The organism is Pseudoalteromonas sp. SG45-3 (assembly GCF_014164075.1).
Taxonomy (GTDB): domain Bacteria; phylum Pseudomonadota; class Gammaproteobacteria; order Enterobacterales; family Alteromonadaceae; genus Pseudoalteromonas; species Pseudoalteromonas distincta.
Genome location: NZ_JACJEN010000009.1, coordinates 1 through 17,382, shown reverse-complemented (window position 1 = coordinate 17,382; position 17,382 = coordinate 1). Strand labels below are relative to the sequence as shown.

17 protein-coding genes and 1 pseudogene are annotated in these 17,382 nt (G+C 40.5%); 11 read left to right on the top strand and 7 right to left on the bottom strand.

The features are described from left to right. Nucleotides 1–54 precede the first annotated feature (54 nt). The 3 genes from leuB to fabR all read right to left on the bottom strand — a co-directional run bounded on the left by leuB (nucleotide 55) and on the right by fabR (nucleotide 3,710). The gene (leuB, locus tag H5126_RS11920; protein WP_007376376.1) at nucleotides 55–1,131 is read right to left on the bottom strand and encodes a 3-isopropylmalate dehydrogenase; all 1,077 of its coding nucleotides are present in this window, start codon (nucleotides 1,129–1,131) and stop codon (nucleotides 55–57) included. Next, nucleotides 1,128–2,681 carry a 2-isopropylmalate synthase gene (gene leuA, locus H5126_RS11915; protein ID WP_182721088.1) on the bottom strand — a complete coding sequence of 518 codons (1,554 nt, stop codon included), beginning with the start codon at nucleotides 2,679–2,681 and terminating at the stop codon, nucleotides 1,128–1,130. Before leuA ends, leuB begins: the two co-directional genes overlap by 4 nt. Nucleotides 2,682–3,086: 405 nt before the next feature. Continuing rightward, the gene (fabR, locus tag H5126_RS11910) at nucleotides 3,087–3,710 is read right to left on the bottom strand and encodes an HTH-type transcriptional repressor FabR (RefSeq protein WP_002961087.1); all 624 of its coding nucleotides are present in this window, start codon (nucleotides 3,708–3,710) and stop codon (nucleotides 3,087–3,089) included. Nucleotides 3,711–3,836: 126 nt separating this feature from the next. Here fabR and H5126_RS11905 point away from each other — a divergent pair, with 126 nt between their 5' ends. Next, on the top strand, nucleotides 3,837–4,970 hold the full coding sequence (locus H5126_RS11905; RefSeq protein WP_008138662.1) for a fatty acid desaturase: 1,134 nt from the start codon (nucleotides 3,837–3,839) through the stop codon (nucleotides 4,968–4,970). A 13-nt stretch (nucleotides 4,971–4,983) separates the two neighbouring features. After that, nucleotides 4,984–6,414, top strand: a complete 1,431-nt coding sequence (gene sthA, locus H5126_RS11900) for a Si-specific NAD(P)(+) transhydrogenase (RefSeq protein ID WP_007378904.1) — start codon at nucleotides 4,984–4,986, stop codon at nucleotides 6,412–6,414. Nucleotides 6,415–6,509: 95 nt separating this feature from the next. Here sthA and hemE read toward each other — a convergent pair whose 3' ends face one another. Continuing rightward, the gene (gene hemE, locus H5126_RS11895) at nucleotides 6,510–7,574 is read right to left on the bottom strand and encodes a uroporphyrinogen decarboxylase (RefSeq protein ID WP_002961084.1); all 1,065 of its coding nucleotides are present in this window, start codon (nucleotides 7,572–7,574) and stop codon (nucleotides 6,510–6,512) included. A 528-nt stretch (nucleotides 7,575–8,102) separates the two neighbouring features. Here hemE and rsd point away from each other — a divergent pair. Further along, nucleotides 8,103–8,573, top strand: coding sequence for a sigma D regulator (gene rsd / locus H5126_RS11890; RefSeq protein ID WP_138489928.1), 471 nt, complete (start codon nucleotides 8,103–8,105; stop codon nucleotides 8,571–8,573). 65 nt (nucleotides 8,574–8,638) lie between these two features. On the opposite strand, the gene fkpA is transcribed toward rsd, so the two are convergent. Further along, nucleotides 8,639–9,385: an FKBP-type peptidyl-prolyl cis-trans isomerase gene (fkpA, locus tag H5126_RS11885; RefSeq protein ID WP_004335950.1), complete on the bottom strand. Its 747-nt coding sequence runs from the start codon at nucleotides 9,383–9,385 to the stop codon at nucleotides 8,639–8,641. A 215-nt stretch (nucleotides 9,386–9,600) separates the two neighbouring features. Between fkpA and H5126_RS11880 the strand changes: the two genes are divergently transcribed. Continuing rightward, on the top strand, nucleotides 9,601–10,599 hold the full coding sequence (locus H5126_RS11880; protein ID WP_138489926.1) for a WD40 repeat domain-containing protein: 999 nt from the start codon (nucleotides 9,601–9,603) through the stop codon (nucleotides 10,597–10,599). Beyond that, nucleotides 10,586–10,801: a SlyX family protein gene (locus H5126_RS11875; protein ID WP_004335946.1), complete on the top strand. Its 216-nt coding sequence runs from the start codon at nucleotides 10,586–10,588 to the stop codon at nucleotides 10,799–10,801. Before H5126_RS11880 ends, H5126_RS11875 begins: the two co-directional genes overlap by 14 nt. 32 nt (nucleotides 10,802–10,833) lie before the next feature. On the opposite strand, the gene H5126_RS11870 is transcribed toward H5126_RS11875, so the two are convergent. Then, complete coding sequence (locus H5126_RS11870) at nucleotides 10,834–11,037, bottom strand: YheV family putative zinc ribbon protein (RefSeq protein ID WP_007378899.1); 204 nt, start codon at nucleotides 11,035–11,037, stop codon at nucleotides 10,834–10,836. A gap of 132 nt (nucleotides 11,038–11,169) precedes the next feature. On the opposite strand from H5126_RS11870, the gene H5126_RS11865 reads away from it, so the two are divergent. The 6 genes from H5126_RS11865 to H5126_RS11840 all read left to right on the top strand — a co-directional run bounded on the left by H5126_RS11865 (nucleotide 11,170) and on the right by H5126_RS11840 (nucleotide 16,898). After that, nucleotides 11,170–13,092, top strand: a complete 1,923-nt coding sequence (locus H5126_RS11865; protein ID WP_182721468.1) for an ATP-binding cassette domain-containing protein — start codon at nucleotides 11,170–11,172, stop codon at nucleotides 13,090–13,092. Beyond that, nucleotides 13,076–13,498 carry a TIGR02444 family protein gene (locus H5126_RS11860; protein ID WP_182721469.1) on the top strand — a complete coding sequence of 141 codons (423 nt, stop codon included), beginning with the start codon at nucleotides 13,076–13,078 and terminating at the stop codon, nucleotides 13,496–13,498. The genes H5126_RS11865 and H5126_RS11860 overlap by 17 nt, the downstream gene beginning before the upstream one ends. Before the next feature lie 636 nt (nucleotides 13,499–14,134). Beyond that, nucleotides 14,135–14,281 carry a hypothetical protein gene (locus H5126_RS11855; protein ID WP_004335931.1) on the top strand — a complete coding sequence of 49 codons (147 nt, stop codon included), beginning with the start codon at nucleotides 14,135–14,137 and terminating at the stop codon, nucleotides 14,279–14,281. 112 nt (nucleotides 14,282–14,393) lie between these two features. Then, a complete protein-coding gene (locus H5126_RS11850; RefSeq protein ID WP_024595257.1) occupies nucleotides 14,394–15,386 on the top strand; it encodes a hydrolase in 993 nt (330 codons plus the stop codon). After that, nucleotides 15,383–15,637: a YheU family protein gene (locus H5126_RS11845; protein ID WP_007378894.1), complete on the top strand. Its 255-nt coding sequence runs from the start codon at nucleotides 15,383–15,385 to the stop codon at nucleotides 15,635–15,637. The genes H5126_RS11850 and H5126_RS11845 overlap by 4 nt, the downstream gene beginning before the upstream one ends. 64 nt (nucleotides 15,638–15,701) lie before the next feature. After that, on the top strand, nucleotides 15,702–16,898 hold the full coding sequence (locus H5126_RS11840; protein WP_182721470.1) for a dipeptidase: 1,197 nt from the start codon (nucleotides 15,702–15,704) through the stop codon (nucleotides 16,896–16,898). Between the two features lie 377 nt (nucleotides 16,899–17,275). On the opposite strand, the pseudogene H5126_RS11835 reads toward H5126_RS11840, so the two are convergent. Continuing rightward, nucleotides 17,276–17,382 (bottom strand): annotated as a pseudogene (locus H5126_RS11835) (elongation factor Tu); the annotation flags it as partial.

Below are 17,382 nucleotides of genomic sequence, written 5' to 3'. Positions count from 1 at the left end.
ATTCCCTAATCTGTTTGAGTTGCAGCATAACGGTGCTGCAACTTTAATATGTTATTAAATGCGTGAAACGATAGCGGCTGCCACATCGCTTGTGCTGTAACCGGCATTTGGATATATATCTGGCGTGCCTACACCTGCTTCTACAGCTTCTGCTACTGCTTTTTCAATGGTGCGCGCAGCTTCGTCTTGCCCTAGCGAGTAACGTAACATTAATGCGGCACTTAAAATTTGTGCTATTGGGTTTGCAACGCCTTTACCTGCAATATCTGGTGCTGAACCGCCTGCTGGCTCGTACAATCCAAAACCCGATTGATTCAAGCTTGCCGAAGGTAATAAACCCATAGAGCCTGTGATCATGGCGCACTCATCTGACAAAATATCGCCAAATAAGTTATCGCAAAGTAGTACGTCAAATTGGCTAGGCTGTTTAACTAACTGCATAGCGGCGTTATCTACGTAAATGTAATCTAGGCTTACTTCTGGGTAGTCTTTGCTTACTTCGGTGACTACTTCGCGCCATAGTACGCTTGATGCAAGTACGTTTGCTTTATCAACAGAGGTAACATGGTTACTACGTAATTTTGCAGCTTCAAAAGCAAAACGAGCAATACGTTCAATTTCTTTACGTGAGTATGTTTGCGTATCAAAAGCAAACTCTTCTGCGCCTTCACCACTGCGGCCTTTTTCGCCAAAATAAATGCCGCCGGTTAGCTCGCGCACACATAAAATATCAAAACCTTTTTCGCTAATATCAGCGCGAAGTGGTGACGCTGCACTTAATGCAGGTAATAACTGTGCAGGGCGCAGGTTACAAAACAAACCAAAGTGCTTACGAAGCGGCAATAACGATGCGCGCTCAGGCTGCTCGTTTGGTGGTAGGTTTTCCCATTTAGGACCGCCTACCGAACCAAATAAAATAGCGTCAGCGTTTTCACACGCTGCAAGTGTGCTCTCTGGTAATGCTTTACCAAATTCATCAATTGCTGCGCCACCAATTGCATAATGCTCACGGTTCAGGGTAAAACCAAACTTATTGCTCACAGCATCAAGTACTTGTTCTGCTGCTGCCATCACTTCTGGACCAATACCGTCGCCAGCTAATACGGCAACGCTGTAGTTTGTTTTACTCATCCTGCTTTCCTTTGTTGTTTTAAATCAGACACTTTTTGTGCACGATAAATTAAGTTATAAACACGGATCATGGCGCGTACCGACGCTTCAACCACATCCGCTGCAATGCCCGCACCGTGGTAAGGTCGGCCATCGTATTTAGCTATAATATTTACTTGGCCTAATGAGCTTGCACCTTGACCTGTCGCTTCTAAGTTATATTCAATCATTTCAACGCTCATACCGGTTAAGCGCTCAATGGCTGCAAACGAAGCTTCAACTGGGCCATTACCTGTCGCGGCTTCTTGTTTAGCTTCGCCATTAATTCGCATTCCAATCGTAGAGCTTGCTACCGATTGTGAGTTAGAAGCTGAGTTAACAAATTCTAATTGGTATTTTTCGTCTTTGTCGTTAATTTGATTAAAGTAAATCATCGCCTCAAGGTCGTAATCGTATACTGTGCCTTTTTGGTCAGCCAACTCAATAAAGCTTTTATATAAGCCATCCATATCGTAATCAGATTTTTGATAGCCTAACTCTTCTAAGCGATGCTCAATAACATGACGACCCGAACGCGAAGTCATATTTAATTGGTTGCTTGGCACACCCACGCTTTCTGGCGACATAATCTCATAAGTATTTTGCGCTTTTAATACACCGTCTTGGTGAATGCCAGAGCTGTGTGCAAAGGCGTTTTCGCCAACAATCGCTTTATTTGGCTGTACTGGCATATTACAAATTTTAGCCACTTGGCGAGATGCGCGGTAAATTTCTTCACTTTTAATATCTGTGTATACTTTTAAATGGTCTTTGCGCATTTTCATGATCATCGCCACTTCTTCAAGCGAGCAGTTACCAGCCCGCTCACCAATGCCATTAATAGTACACTCAATTTGGCGTGCACCGGCTTGCACTGCAGCCACCGAGTTTGCTACTGCTAAACCTAAATCGTTGTGGCAATGCACACTTAAACGCGCTTTATCAATATTTGGCACGTTATTCATTAAATGGCGGATCATCGCGGCGTATTCGTCTGGCGTTACAAAACCAACGGTATCTGGCAAGTTAATAGTTGAAGCTCCGGCGTTAATTGCCTGCTCAACAATTTTACATAAATCCCAATGCGGCGTACGACCGGCATCTTCACACGAAAATTCAACATCATCAGTATAGTTACGTGCTAATTTAATTGATTTAACAGCCATTGCCGTTGCATCGTCTAGGCTCATACGTAATTTATGTTCAAGGTGCAAAGGGCTTGTAGCAATAAAAGTATGAATACGGCTTTGCTGAGCTGTGCGAAGTGCTTCGCCACAGGCTTCAATGTCTTTAGCAACTGAGCGTGCCAAACCACAAATAATCGGACCTTTTACTTCGGTTGCAATACGTTGCACCGAGCGAAAATCAGCAGGGCTCGAAACCGGAAAACCCACTTCCATCACATCCACATTCAAGCGGCTAATTGTATGTGCTAATTGAATTTTATCATCTTCAGTAAGGCTTGCTTTAAGCGCCTGTTCGCCATCACGTAAGGTGGTATCAAAAATCCATACTTTATCTTGCTCTTGCATAACTGCCCCTCATTCCTATGTTACCCAAATTTCAATTAATCCCAGCCGCGAGATAAAAAAAACCCCGCAATTGCGGGGTTTTTAGTGTTCAACTCGATGCAAACACACTAATCCCCGCTTACTTGCCATAGCAGTAAGAGGTTAAGTTTTAGTGTAATTAAACGAATAATATGCATCTTGTTTTCTTGTGTGTGTGTTCAGTGAAGCCTATTTTTAACATTACAAAGCGACGGAAGCAAGCATAAAAATTCCACAAAACAGATTTAAAAACGATTCAATTGGGTTTTTTAATTCATCCAAGGCACCTATTAAGAATTAAAATAACAAATACATGACTAGTGACGCTTAAATTAATAAGCACTGCAATATACCGTGCTTATATTAACTTTTTACAATTTTTTTAAGCTATGCTTCTTTACTCGTTTCTCTTACGTAATGCCCGGCTCCACGAGTAATATAACGCAGCTGCCAAATAACGCGCTCAATCAATTCGTCGCGTTGCAATCCTTCTATATCGAGCGCTTCTGCACCCGCATTAAATACGAGCGTTACCATAGATTCCGCCTGAATATAGGCATGCATAGCGTTGCACTTAGTTTCACTTTCTAAATAATGAGCCAGCTCTAAAATAAAATGTTTTACCTCGCGTGCTACTGCGGCTCTAAATGCTTTAGAAGTCCCGGAGCGTTCTCGTAGCAACAACCTAAATTGGTTACTTGAGTTATCAATAAACTCCATAAAAGTAACCACTGAGGTATTTATAACACTGCCGCCATCGTTCGCTATTCGTCTACGAGCTTGGCGCATAAGTTGGCGAAGAGTTAAACCGGCTTCGTCTACCATGGTTAAACCTAGCTCATCCATGTCTTTAAAATGACGATAAAAAGAAGTTGGGGCAATACCAGCTTCTCGTGCTACTTCGCGTAAACTTAAATTCGAAAAACTATGATCAGCACTCAGCTGATTAAATGCCGCTTGAATTAACGCCTGTCGTGTTTTTTGTTTCTGTTGTGCTCTAACACCCGACATCAACAGCTCCCTGAATTATTTTATATGAATATTTAGTGATATTAGCTCAATTGTCCAGTCTAATACTTGACGACGAGAGTTTGAAATACTATTTTAGCTTACAGTTGTACGCTGAGATTGAGAATTATGAATAAACCACCGATTATTTGGACAAACGTCCTATTTTTTAGCCTAACCTTTTTGGCGGCTGCCACACTTGTACCTTGGTACGCCATTAGCTACGGATTTACCAGCGCGCATTGGATTGCTTTTGTAGGCTGCATGTTTTATGCGGGCTTATCAATTACTGCCGGCTACCATCGATTATGGGCACATAAAACCTATAACGCACACCCTGCTGTTGAATTTATTTTTGCGCTTGGCGGTGCTTTTGCACTACAAAACAGTGCTTTGCATTGGAGTAGCGATCACCGTATACATCACGGTCAAGTTGACGACCCAATAAAAGACCCTTACGCGGCGACCAATGGTTTTTGGTATAGCCATATCGGATGGATGTTACGTGACTACCAAGGCGATAGCTACGGTGATTATAGTAATTGTCGTGATTTACAGCGCAATAAAATAGTTATGTGGCAACACAAACATTACTTAAAGCTTGTGATTGCTATGAACGTAGGCTTGCCTCTAGCACTTGGTTTATTGGTTGGTGATGTGTGGGGGATGTTAATTCTTGCAGGTTTACTACGCTTAGTACTGAGTCAACACTTTACCTTTTTTATAAACTCAGTTGCACATATTTGGGGCTCTCGCCCATACACCGAAAAAAATACGGCACGTGATAACGGCTTTTTAGCGTTATTTACATACGGTGAGGGGTATCACAACTTCCACCATATTTTTGCAAGCGACTACCGTAACGGTATTAAATGGTTTCATTACGATCCAACAAAATGGATGATCCGCTCTTTAGCAGCTGTTGGTTTAGCCAATAAGTTAAAGCGTACTCCTGTTGAACGTATCGAAAAAGCGAAGGCCGAAACGCTCATGAGCAAAACGCAAACGCGTCTTGCAAAATTGCCTTTAGCACAAGATAAGATTACATTATTACAACAAGAGTACGATTTACTGCTGAAAAAACTGCAAAATTATTGTTCACTACAAAAACAAGTGTTAGAAGTTAAAAAAAATAACATGGCAAAGCAGTGTGAACGCTCAGCATTAATGGCACAATACCATGAGTTGGAAGCCGCCTGGGAAAATCAAAAACAGGCATGGCTAGCACTTAATGCGAGGTTATTAAAAGCCTCTTTTAATTAATTTAGGAGTGGCTGTGGCCAAACAACCAGAACAAAAAAAAGTACCCGTGACATACCAATATGATGCAATAATTATTGGCACGGGTCCTGGCGGTGAAGGTACCGCCATGAACCTTTCAAAAAACGATAAAAAAGTAGCGGTTATTGAACGCCAAGAATCAGTTGGTGGCGGTTGTGTACATTGGGGAACAATTCCTTCAAAAGCGCTTCGCCACTCTGTTAGCCGCTATATTGAATACAAAGCAAATCCGTTATTTAATGTTGGTGAGCGCCCTAGCCGCTTAACATTTCCTGATATTTTACGTCACGCAAGTTCTGTTATTTCTAAGCAATCTAATTTACGTAGTAGCTTTTACGATCGTAACCGCATTCATATGTTTCAAGGTGATGCGAGCTTTGTAGATAAGCACACAATTGAAGTAAAACGAAATGATGGTTCAACTGAGCGACTGACTGCTAAAACGATTGTTATAGCAACGGGTTCACGCCCTTATCGCCCACCAGAGGTAGATTTTACGCATTCTCGTATTTACGAAAGTGACACAATACTTGGCCTTGAGCATGACCCTCATCGTGTACTGATTTATGGTGCAGGTGTAATTGGTTGTGAGTACGCGTCAATATTTAAAGGTTTAGGCGCTAAAGTTGATTTGGTTAATACACGCGATCGACTACTTGCTTTTATGGATGCAGAAATATCTGACGCACTTAGCTATCACTTTTGGAATAGCGGTATTGTTATTCGCCATAACGAAGAGTTTGACCGAATTGAGACGCGTGACGACTGCGTCATTATGCATTTAAAATCAGGCAAACGCGTAAAAGCTGACTGTATTTTATTTGCTAATGGCCGTACTGGTAACACAGATACATTAAACCTTGAAGCCATTGGTTTAAAAGCCGATAGCCGTGGCCAATTAAAAGTTAACGAAACATATCAAACAGAAATTGATAACGTTTACGCTGTAGGTGATGTAATTGGCTACCCAAGCCTTGCTAGTGCTGCGTTTGACCAAGGTCGTATAGCTGCTGATGCAATTGCATGTGGTAACTGCGATGACAGGCTGATTGTTGATATTCCGGCTGGTATTTATACCATCCCAGAAATGAGCTCAGTAGGTAAAACCGAGCAAGAGCTTACAGCCGCTAAAGTACCATATGAAGTTGGCCGTGCTCAGTTTAAGCATTTGGCACGTGCGCAAATTGCTGGTACTGAAGTAGGTAGTTTAAAAATATTATTCCACACTGAAACCAAAGAAGTACTTGGCGTACATTGTTTTGGCGAACGTGCCTCTGAAATTGTTCACATTGGCCAAGCCATTATGGAACAAAAAAATGGTGGCAATAATATCGACTACTTTGTAAATACCACATTTAACTACCCGACCATGGCTGAAGCCTACCGTGTTGCAGCATTAAATGGTTTAAATCGCTTATTTAAATAAGTAGTTTTAAAAGCCTTTATAAATAGGTAACAAAAAACCCGCAACTTAGCGGGTTTTTTACTTTTAAACAGTTTTAAAGCTTGTTTAAGTGACTATTACTTATGGTACTTAGCACTTAGCTCATGTACTGCATTAATGAATACGCCTGCATTTTCAGGGTCTACATCTGGTGTAATACCGTGGCCTAAGTTAAACACGTGGCCATTGCCTGTACCAAAGTCTTCTAAAATAGTGCCTACTTCTTGGCGAATACGCTCTGGTGTACCGTGTAACATAGATGGGTCCATATTACCTTGTAGAGCAACTTTATCACCCACGCGGCGCTTAGCGTCGCTAATATTAATAGTCCAATCAAGACCGATTGCATCACAGCCTGTTGCTGCAATAGCTTCAATCCATTGACCACCATTTTTAGTGAACAAAGTAACCGGTACTTTACGACCGTCGTACTCACGAATTAAGCCATCTACAATTTTATGCATGTATTGTAATGAAAATTCGTTGTAATCGCGCGGGCTTAATACACCGCCCCATGAGTCAAATACCATTAGCGATTGCGCGCCAGCTTTAATTTGAGCATTTAAGTAATCAATAACTGAATCAGCTAACTTATCGAGTAATAAATGAAGTGTTTGCGGCTCTGCAAACGCCATTTTTTTGATTTTACCAAATACTTTGCTGCTACCGCCTTCAACCATATAAGTTGCTAGCGTCCAAGGTGAACCAGAAAAACCAATAAGCGGTACTTCGCCTTTAAGCTCACGACGAATAGTGCTTACTGCGTTCATTACGTAGCCAAGCTCGTCTGTAGGGTCTAACTTTGGAATTTTTTTAACATCAGCAAGAGATGAAATAGGACGTTCGAACTTAGGGCCTTCGCCAGTTTCAAAGTAAAGACCTAAACCCATCGCATCTGGAATCGTTAAAATATCACTAAATAATATAGCGGCATCTAACGGGTAGCGACGTAGTGGCTGCAGTGTTACTTCACATGCAAGCTCAGCATTACGGCACAGGCTCATAAAATCGCCCGCTTGTGCACGTGTAGCGCGATACTCTGGTAAATAGCGTCCTGCTTGGCGCATCATCCATACCGGAGTTACATCAACAGGTTGTTTTGCAAGTGCACGTAAATAACGGTCGTTTTTTAATTCGCTCATGGCGTAAATGATCCTAAGACTTGTATAAATTGTGCAAGATTGTACCACCATATTCTCCGACCCTCTATTGCTTAGGGACGAAAACAGCTTTACCTAGAGGTAGATCAATAGAATAGAGTTTTTTAATCCATTTTGACTATAAAATAAACAAAAATAAATAACATTTAAAACTTTTTATTAATATGTTTGCAACATTACAAAAACCTTGTTATTGTTTGTCCCGCGTTAACAAAAACAATAATAAAAATCTTAAAACAATAAAAATAAATGTTTTAAAATAATAACAATAAAAATCATCTCATAAAAATAAGAAAGCTTGTTATAACAAGTCACTGAAAGAAATTAGACCACCGTAACTGGTGGTTTTTTCTTGCCTAAAATAAAATCCCTCGCCTCGGTTTATATAAAAAGGTACAACCCTCAAAGTAGCTCAACTTTACTTGTTGATATACGCGCAAATTAAATATATCTTGATGTACATAAACTTATTATTTTAAATTAAAAACCAACCCAGCTAGGAGAACAGTTATGCTGACGCGTGTAGAAAAAGCTCAACAGAAATGGGGTGGTAGCCACACAGTAATTGATAAATGGCTAAACGAACGCCAAGAACTTATTGTACTTTACTGCAAAATTGCAGGCTTTACGCCGTACGAAAAGCAAGATCAAGCATTGCCAGAGCCAAAACTAATTGAATCATTTTGCCAGCTTTTAATGGATTACCTATCTGCAGGCCATTTTGAAGTATATGACGATATAGCAAAAGCATGCGAAAAAAAGGGCTTACAAAGCCAAGAGCTTGCAAACTCTATTTACCCGCGTATTTCTAGCACAACCGATGTGGCGTTAGATTTTAATGATAAGTACGCAGAAGTAGACAAAGAAGACTTATTGAAAGATTTTGATAATGACTTATCTGTTATTGGTGAGGCATTAGAAGCTCGTTTTGCACTTGAAGATGAGCTTATTGATAACTTGTTTTCTAATCACACGAATTAATACGTTACTTACACATATTAAAAAAGGGACCTAAGGTCCCTTTTTGCATTTACGCAATAAGCTTATTATTGTGCTGGTGCTTCTTCATTTTGAATTTCAAGTAATTCAACTTCAAATACAAGTGTTGAATTAGCTGGAATCTTACCTAAGTCACGGTCACCGTAAGCAAGTTCTGAAGGAATAGTGAACTTGTACTTAGAACCCACTGACATAAGTTGTAAACCTTCAGTCCAACCCGCAATTACGCGGTTAAGAGGGAAAGTTGTCGGTTCGTTACGCGCATATGAGCTATCAAACTCAGTACCGTCTAATAAAGTCCCTTTGTAGTGTACTTTAACTACATCAGTTGCCACTGGCTTTTCGCCATCGCCTTCGCTAAGTACTTCGTACTGTAGACCCGACTCAGTTACTGTAACGCCTTCTTTTTTAGCGTTGTCAGCTAGGTATTTAGCGCCTGCTTCTTTACTTTTTTCAGACTCTACTTTAGCTTTTTCTTCTTGCTTAGTACGTACTGATGTATCTAGTGCAGTTAATACTTCGCGAATTTTTTCTTCGTCAATTTTTGCATTGCCAGCAAGTGCATCTTCAAAACCACGGATTAAAAGTGCTTGGTCTAGTTCAATACCAATTTCTGTTTTGTCTGCTAGGTCTTTATTTAAAAAGTTACCTACAGATGCACCAATACCGTATGCTTGTTGCTGTTCAACAGTGTCTAATTTAACTTCAGCTTGTTCTTTTTTTGCTTCTTGATTACAAGCTGTAAGCGCTAAAACTGACGCTGCAATCAATGACAATCTAATCGTCTTTTTCATTTTAAATCTCCGACACACTTTGCAGTTGTCATTTTAATGTATTATTACTAGTTAAAGATTAACGGCCCACATGATAGGCTGCTTGTTTAATGACTAAATTCCACATTGTTAGCTAAACTAAAAACATATCCAGTGATTAGACAAACAACCTAGGCATTTAACGCGCCCTAGTCTAACCTCTCAGTCACTAAGAGTTAAGGGGAAATACCTGTAATATGTCGATATTTCGTACTTTTTTAATCGTATTTAGCTGTTTTTTAGCCATCGCCTGTACCGATAAAAAACAACACGCTGTAGCAAGTTACGAACATGCTGCACAAGGTGCGTTTTCATCAACAGTTTCAAACGATGGTAAATACAGTTTGATCTCCTCTATCAACCATGGGGTCGCCCTGTGGGATAATCAACAGCAGGTGCTAAAATACCAATGGTTTCAGCAGCAGTCACAAGACAGCCTAGTGTACGCTGTTGCCATTGCTTTTGATAACAGCGTGGCAGTTACCGCCGAAAAAACCACATTTGCTGTGTGGGATATAACCACAGGCAAAAATAAAGGTTATTACAAAATACAAAAAGCCAGTATTCGCGATATCGCCATTAGCAATCAAGGCCGTAGTGTTTTATACGGCCGTAGCGACGGCGTTGTCGTATTTGTAAACCTAGAAACCGGGCGTCGTATTGAGTTTTTAGGTCATCAAGATAAAGTTAACACCGTTGACCTTTCACCTAACGGACGCTTTGCCTTAAGTGGCTCTAACGATTATGTTGCTTACTTTTGGGATACACGTACAGGTCAAGTAATTCATCGTTTTAATCACCCAACGCGTGTTACCCAAGTGACGCTCGATCCACAAGGTCGCTATGCGTTTACGGCCGATAGTATGGCACAAGCAAATGTATGGAAGCTGACTACAGGTGATCTTGTGAGTAAACTGAAGTATATTGCGCGTCAGAAAATTTTTACTGCTGTGCGTTTTAACGAACAAGGCACTTTGCTTGCAACCGGCTCGCCAAATAAGCGCGTAGATTTGTGGCAAATACCAAGCGGTGAAAAAATTCAAACTTGGCAGGTTACCCCGCGCGAAGGCAGTAAGCCTAAATCGGCGGTGGTGCTAGATGTGACATTTACAGATAACGGTAAGTCGTTGTTAACCGAAAGCTCCAGCGGGATCGCAGAGCGATTTATTATACGAGAGAATAATGAACACAATTGAACATCGCTTAATGGAACTTGAAGCCAAAGTGGCTTTTCAAGACGAAACGATTGAAGTCTTAAATGATGAAATAAAAGTGCACCAACAGCTGTTAGCAAAAATGAAACGCCAAACCGAGCTGCTAGCAGAGAAAATTAAAGAGTCGCAGTCATCATCGTCTATGATGTCTGAAGTACCTGAGCCACCTCCACCGCATTACTAAAACCGGTAAAAATTAGGCAATAAAAAACCGGGTTAGTCGCCCGGTTTAAACACACCAATTACTTGTTCAAATTGGCGAGTAGACGCCTGAACAGCGTTATCGGGTTGCGCCATTTTATGACCACACTCAACACACTCTACTTTTTCAACATCATGTTCTCTGTATAGCATCATAGTATCCATGGCTTTGCAGTCAGGGCACGATGCTCCAGCAATAAATCGCTTCTTTTGTCTCACAACATTTTTCCTGTGGTTTGAACTGTTGTCATTTTATCGTATAACTTCACTTGTTGATACGCTTGATAAGAGCATTAAGTTCTATGTTATGATAGCGCCAACTTAACAAGGGCACAGCAAAGTAACGCATTCATGATCCAAATCTCAGAAATAGAACTACTTCGTGGCGGTAAAGCCTTATTAAAAAACGCATCAGCTACGTTATTCCCAGAACACAAAGTAGGCCTTGTTGGCGCTAATGGCTGTGGAAAATCAACGTTATTTGGTTTACTAAAATCAGAACTACAACTAGATGCCGGTAACTGCAGCATTCCAAAAGATTGGTCTATCGCCTCTGTTAAGCAAGAGACACCTGCCCTTGAAATAAGCGCGATTGATTATGTACTTCAAGGCCACCCAGAATACTACGCAATGCGTATAGCACTGCGTGAGGCCGAGAAAAACAACGATGGCGACACACAAGCTAAAGTACATATTCAGCTTGAAAACATTAAAGGCTATAGCATTGAATCAACCGCCGGTGAGCTATTACACGGCTTAGGCTTTGCCAATAACCTTATAGAAAACCCTGTAAGCTCGTTTTCGGGTGGTTGGCGCATGCGTTTAAACCTTGCCCAAGCATTAATACGCGACGCCGATTTACTATTACTCGATGAGCCAACAAACCACCTTGATTTAGATGCTGTTTATTGGCTTGAGCGTTTTTTACGTGCTTACACTGGCACCCTTGTACTTATATCGCATGACCGTGAGTTTTTAGATGCGGTGGTTGATCAAATTTGGCATGTAGATAAGCAACTTATCAACGTGTACAAAGGTAACTACTCGCAGTTTGAACGCCAAAAAGCTGAGCGCTTACTACAACAACAAGCAATGTTTGATAAGCAACAAGATCAAATTGCGCACCTTGAGCAGTTTATAACGCGTTTTAAAGCAAAAGCCAGTAAAGCTAAACAAGCACAAAGCCGTGTAAAAGCACTTGAACGCATGGAAAAACTAGCGCCGGCACATGCCGACTCGCCATTTAACTTTGAGTTTGCAGAGCCAAAAGCATTACCAAACCCACTAATGACAATAGATAAAGCCAAAGCGGGTTATGGTGACGTCACTATTTTAAATAATATAGAGCTAAACCTTGTACCAGGTAGCCGAATTGCTTTACTTGGTAGAAATGGTGCGGGTAAATCAACGTTAATTAAACTACTTTCTGGTGATTTAGAGCCGCAAGCTGGCGAAGTTATTCAGCATCACGGATTAAATATTGGTTACTTTGCGCAGCATCAGCTTGAATCTCTTGATTTAAAAGCCAGTGCAATAACGCATATACAGCGACTCGATCCTAAAGCTACTGAGCAATCACTACGAGACTTTTTAGGTGGTTTTGCCTTTATTGGCGATAAAGCCCTTGAGCCTGTAGCCCCATTTTCGGGCGGCGAAAAAGCACGTTTAGTACTTGCTATGTTGGTATATCAAAAACCAAACTTATTACTACTCGATGAGCCAACTAACCACCTTGATTTAGAAATGCGCCATGCACTGGTTATGGCACTACAAGGCTTTGAAGGCGCTATGGTTACCGTATCGCATGATCGCCATATGCTTAAAAACACTGCCGACGAGTTTTACTTAGTAGATGATGGCAAAGTAACGCAATTTGGTTACGACTTAGATGCGTATTATCAGTGGTTACTGAATGCCAATAAAGAAGCGGTTAAAGCGCAGCAAAACGACGAGCCTAAAGTAAACCCAGGTGTTAACCGTAAGGAGCAAAAGCGCTTAGAGGCGGAATTTAGAAAAGCCACTCAGCCACTTAAAAAGCAAATTGAAAAGCTGGAAAAGCAACTCGATAAATTCACCGCTGAATTAAGTGAAGTTGAAGTAGCCCTTGGCGACAACGAACTCTACAACGATGACAACAAAGCCAAGCTTAAAGAGTTATTAGCCAAGCAAGCAACCCTTACGCCTAAGCTTAACGACGTTGAAGAAGAGCTACTTATGGCACTTGAAGAAATGGAAGAAAAAGAGCAGGCATTCGCCGATGAACTTGCTCAATAGCGACCATTTTTGGCAGTTTGCGTGCACCTTGTACGCAAAGCCTGATCAACAAACAACCTTGCTGGCACTACAAAACCAGCAAGGAAAAAACGTTAATTTATGCTTATTGCTACTTTATTTAGACTCATTAAATTTAAGTATTAATACCCAACAGTTAAATGAGTTAATAGACGCAATTAGTGAGTTTGATACTCACGCATTACAACCTCTGCGCGTTGCCCGTAGCTATTTAAAAGCTAATCAGAATACGATAAGTGATTACACCACAATACGCGCAGAGTTACTAAGCGCTGAGCTAAAGCTTGAAAAACAACAGCAACATATGTTGATTGAAGCAGTAAATGAGTTTGAATTAATCGAGCATGCAGAACCAAACAATATTGAGCTGTATATGAAAGCCACTTAGGCTGCTAGTTTTTATACCCTCTTCCACTGCTCATTCTCTTTTCTTTGTGCAAAAAACCTTTAAGTGATTTATTCACAAAGAGCTTAAGATGCGCTTCGCTTTTAGAAGAAAATAAACTAAATTACTTAGATATAAATATTGAGCGGTTGTTTTGTTTAGCTGAGGAGTTTATTACCCTGTCCTAATCTTCTTCTCTTTTTCTTTTTTTTGCGCAAAGACCTTTAAGTAATTTACTCACAAAGAGGTTAAGAGGCGCTTCGCTTTTAGAGGAAAACAAACTAAATTACTTAGATATAAATATTGAGCAGTTTGTTGCTCAAGTAGTTTATAGCTCTACCCTCATTTACTTCTCATTCTTTTCTCTTTGTGCAAAAAATCTTTAAGTGGTTTGCTCAAAAAAGTCAAAAGCGCTGCGCTTTAGGGGAAGTGGAAAAGCATGAATTAAGATCAGCTCACTATTTCAAGCAAAAAACTCTCTTAGCTCTCAGTGGTAATAACTTAGTAACCCTTAAAGCATGATCTAAATCAACTTAGCTTCGCTCCTACATCTGCTTATGTAAATAACTTGATCTCGATCACGTTGCAACCAGCAAACACCGCCTATGATTAACCCATCAACAACGAGGGGAACAACTCATGAACGTATTTTTTAGAGACTTTTTTACAGATCCAGTTTTATTTATGTCTTTTGGGTTTTTAACCATCGTTGTTTCTTTGTGTATCTTTTTTGCTTTTTTCTTTTTGAAAAAAATACATGATGCAGAAATTCCCGAACAAAATTAAGCACGACGCACTAAAGCGCCTTATTAGTTTACTAGTTAGGCGCTTTTTATTTTCTGAAGCGAAAAATTTGGTACACTAGCTTTTCGTTTAATACAAAGTGCGTAGTACAAACATGATCTCTCAGTTCAAACCAGCATGGTGGATGACCAATCGTCACGTTCAAACCATAATGCCGCGTTTTTTCCGCCCATTTCACCACACTCGCTACGAACTTGAGCAACTTGATACGCCCGATGGTGACTTTATTGAGCTCGCATGGTCACTTCCACATAATGAAACCGCACCGCTTGCCGTTGTTTTGCATGGCCTTGAAGGCAATATAAATAGCTTTTATGCCAAAGGCATGATGAAGGCGTTAAAAAAACAAGGTTATGCAGTTGTGCTTATGCACTTTAGAAACTGCTCAACTGAAGTAAACCGCCTTCCACGTGCTTATCACAGCGGTGACACCGCCGATTTAGCCTTTTTTATAAATCATCTTAAGCAACAATACCCAGATAGAGCGATGGTTGCCGTGGGCTTTTCGCTTGGTGGTAATGTGCTTGCTAAGTACTTAGGCGAAGAAAATACAAACTGCCCACTCAATGCAGCTGCAGTGGTATCGGCGCCTTATGACTTGTCATCATCAAGTGATGTTATTCGTAAAAGCTTAGGTAAAATTTATCAAAAGTATTTGCTCGATCGCATGAAAAAGTCGATGCAACGTAAATTACCGCAAATTAAGCAGCAAATTCCTATAACTACCGATCAATTAATGAATATTGATGATTTATTAGAGTTCGATAACCAACTTACAGCGCCGTTACATGGCTTTGAAAATGCCCACGATTACTATCGTAAAGCCAGTGCTATGCCGTACTTAAAAGATATCGCTATACCCACACTTATTATTCATGCCAAAGACGACCCGATGCTCTCAATTAAGGCCGTACCGAGTAGGCAAGATGTAAGTGAGCATGTTACGCTGCGCATCTCTGACAAGGGCGGACACGTTGGTTTTATTAGCGGTAAAAACCCATTTAAGCCTATATTTTGGTTAGAGAAAGCCGTGCCATGCTATTTTGGGCAACATGTTTTAGGCAATGCAAACAAAGAGCAATTATGATTATTCCTTTTGAACAACTCGATAAAGACACCCTTTACAACCTAATAGAAAGCTATGTTTTACGTGAAGGCACCGATTATGGCGAAGTAGAAGCAAGCATTGAATCTAAAGTTAACCAAGTTAAGCTACAGCTTAAAAATGGCGAAGCCATGGTGTTTTTTTCAGAGCTTCATGAGTCTGTAACTATTATTTCGAAGGGCGAATTTAAAGCGCTGCAAAGTGAAGAGCATCAAGCACAGTCGTTTGATTAAGGCGTAGTACTTGTAACTTTTGAGTTGAACGTACACAATGGCTTTTTACCCAAAGAGCCAAAACATGATAAAACTCAGCACTCTAGTGGTAGCCATATCACTAGCATTAACTAGCCAAGCCCAAGCAGAACAAACAATAACAGCATCTGAAAAGGCAATTAAGCTCGCTAAAGACACTATTTTAATTGATACCCATATCGACGTACCTTACCGAATTCATAAAAACTGGGTTGATGTAACTAAAGCGACAACTGATGGCGATTTTGACTACCCTCGCGCTGTAAAAGGCGGTTTAAACGCACCGTTTATGTCGATTTATATTCCTGCGCATTTGGAGTTTGAAGGTAAAGGTAAAAGCTATCAGCTAGCCAATCAAATGATTGATAGTATGGAAGCCATAGCCCAGCGCGCGCCCGATAAGTTTGCTATTGCTAGCTCAAGCAGTGATATAGAGGAGCAATTTAAACAAGGTAAGCTCTCTATCGCAATGGGTATGGAAAATGGCTCTCCAATCGAAGGGGATATGAAGAATCTTCAGCATTTTTACGAGCGTGGCATTCGCTACATCACGCTAGCGCACTCGCAAAGCAACCATATTTCGGATTCTTCTTACGATATACGCCGTAAATGGAAAGGCTTAAGCCCATTTGGTAAAAAGCTTGTCACTGAAATGAATAATATTGGTATGTTAATCGACGTTTCGCATATTTCTGATGATGCGTTTTATCAAGTTATGGATCTATCTAAGACACCAGTAATAGCCTCGCATTCATCACTTCGTAAATACACGCCAGGCTTTGAGCGTAATATGAATGACGATATGCTATTGGCGCTTAAAGAAAATGGCGGCGTTATTCAAATCAACTTTGGCTCAAGCTTTGTTACCGCTAAAGCAGGTAGTTGGGGCAAGCAATTAAAAAACACAAAAGAGTCTGCTAAAAAAGAAGGCACTAAGTTAAGCAACGATTTTGATGCTGCGTACCGTGCTAAAAATCCATACCCATTTGCAAGCCTTGAACAGGTGCTTGATCATATTGATCACGTAGTTGAGCTAATTGGTATTGATTATGTAGGTATTGGCTCTGATTATGATGGTGTGGGCGATTCATTACCTATCGGCTTAAAAGATGTATCTAGCTACCCTAATCTTGTTCAAGGTTTAATGGACAGAGATTACAGCGACAAAGATATTAAAAAGATTTTAAGCGGTAATTTATTAAGAGTGTTAAAACAAGCTGAAGAATATGCTAAAAAGCATTAAAGCTTTTATCATATATTAGTAATTGGCTAAAAGACCAAGAGCTAACTCAATATAAGCGCGGCCTAGCCGTGCTTTTTTATATTTAAGAGCTCAGTTATTTTCAGCAGCCTTTTCCCTCGGGTTTCGTAAAACTCAACCCAAGCTACGGCAAGAAAGTTATAACTCAAAGCTAATCACTTTCCTATAGACATTAAAAAAGGCCACCTAAGTGAGCTTTTTATAATAATTAACTTTAACGTTAATTATTACGCTTTGAACGTTACTACAACGCACCTACGCCTAAAGTAAGAGCGCCACCTTCATATGATTTTCCTATGGGCATTAAAAAGCCCGAGACTAAGCTCGGGCTTTTTGGTAACAATTAGCTAGGCTAATAATTACGCTACGATAGTTGCTACAACACCAGCACCTACAGTACGACCACCTTCACGGATAGCAAAACGAAGACCTTCATCCATCGCGATTGGTGCGATTAGAGTTACTG

Excerpts from the sequence above, each read along its gene's own strand:
- H5126_RS11845 (WP_007378894.1), top strand. The coding sequence starts at position 15,383 with ATGATTATTCCTTTTGAACAACTCGATAAAGACACCCTTTACAACCTA.
- rsd (WP_138489928.1), top strand. The coding sequence starts at position 8,103 with ATGCTGACGCGTGTAGAAAAAGCTCAACAGAAATGGGGTGGTAGCCAC.
- H5126_RS11850 (WP_024595257.1), top strand. The coding sequence starts at position 14,394 with ATGATCTCTCAGTTCAAACCAGCATGGTGGATGACCAATCGTCACGTT.
- H5126_RS11865 (WP_182721468.1), top strand. The coding sequence starts at position 11,170 with ATGATCCAAATCTCAGAAATAGAACTACTTCGTGGCGGTAAAGCCTTA.
- leuB (WP_007376376.1), bottom strand. The coding sequence starts at position 1,131 with ATGAGTAAAACAAACTACAGCGTTGCCGTATTAGCTGGCGACGGTATT.
- H5126_RS11880 (WP_138489926.1), top strand. The coding sequence starts at position 9,601 with ATGTCGATATTTCGTACTTTTTTAATCGTATTTAGCTGTTTTTTAGCC.
- H5126_RS11875 (WP_004335946.1), top strand. The coding sequence starts at position 10,586 with ATGAACACAATTGAACATCGCTTAATGGAACTTGAAGCCAAAGTGGCT.
- H5126_RS11860 (WP_182721469.1), top strand. The coding sequence starts at position 13,076 with ATGAACTTGCTCAATAGCGACCATTTTTGGCAGTTTGCGTGCACCTTG.
- fkpA (WP_004335950.1), bottom strand. The coding sequence starts at position 9,385 with ATGAAAAAGACGATTAGATTGTCATTGATTGCAGCGTCAGTTTTAGCG.
- leuA (WP_182721088.1), bottom strand. The coding sequence starts at position 2,681 with ATGCAAGAGCAAGATAAAGTATGGATTTTTGATACCACCTTACGTGAT.
- H5126_RS11840 (WP_182721470.1), top strand. The coding sequence starts at position 15,702 with ATGATAAAACTCAGCACTCTAGTGGTAGCCATATCACTAGCATTAACT.
- fabR (WP_002961087.1), bottom strand. The coding sequence starts at position 3,710 with ATGTCGGGTGTTAGAGCACAACAGAAACAAAAAACACGACAGGCGTTA.
- H5126_RS11905 (WP_008138662.1), top strand. The coding sequence starts at position 3,837 with ATGAATAAACCACCGATTATTTGGACAAACGTCCTATTTTTTAGCCTA.
- hemE (WP_002961084.1), bottom strand. The coding sequence starts at position 7,574 with ATGAGCGAATTAAAAAACGACCGTTATTTACGTGCACTTGCAAAACAA.
- H5126_RS11855 (WP_004335931.1), top strand. The coding sequence starts at position 14,135 with ATGAACGTATTTTTTAGAGACTTTTTTACAGATCCAGTTTTATTTATG.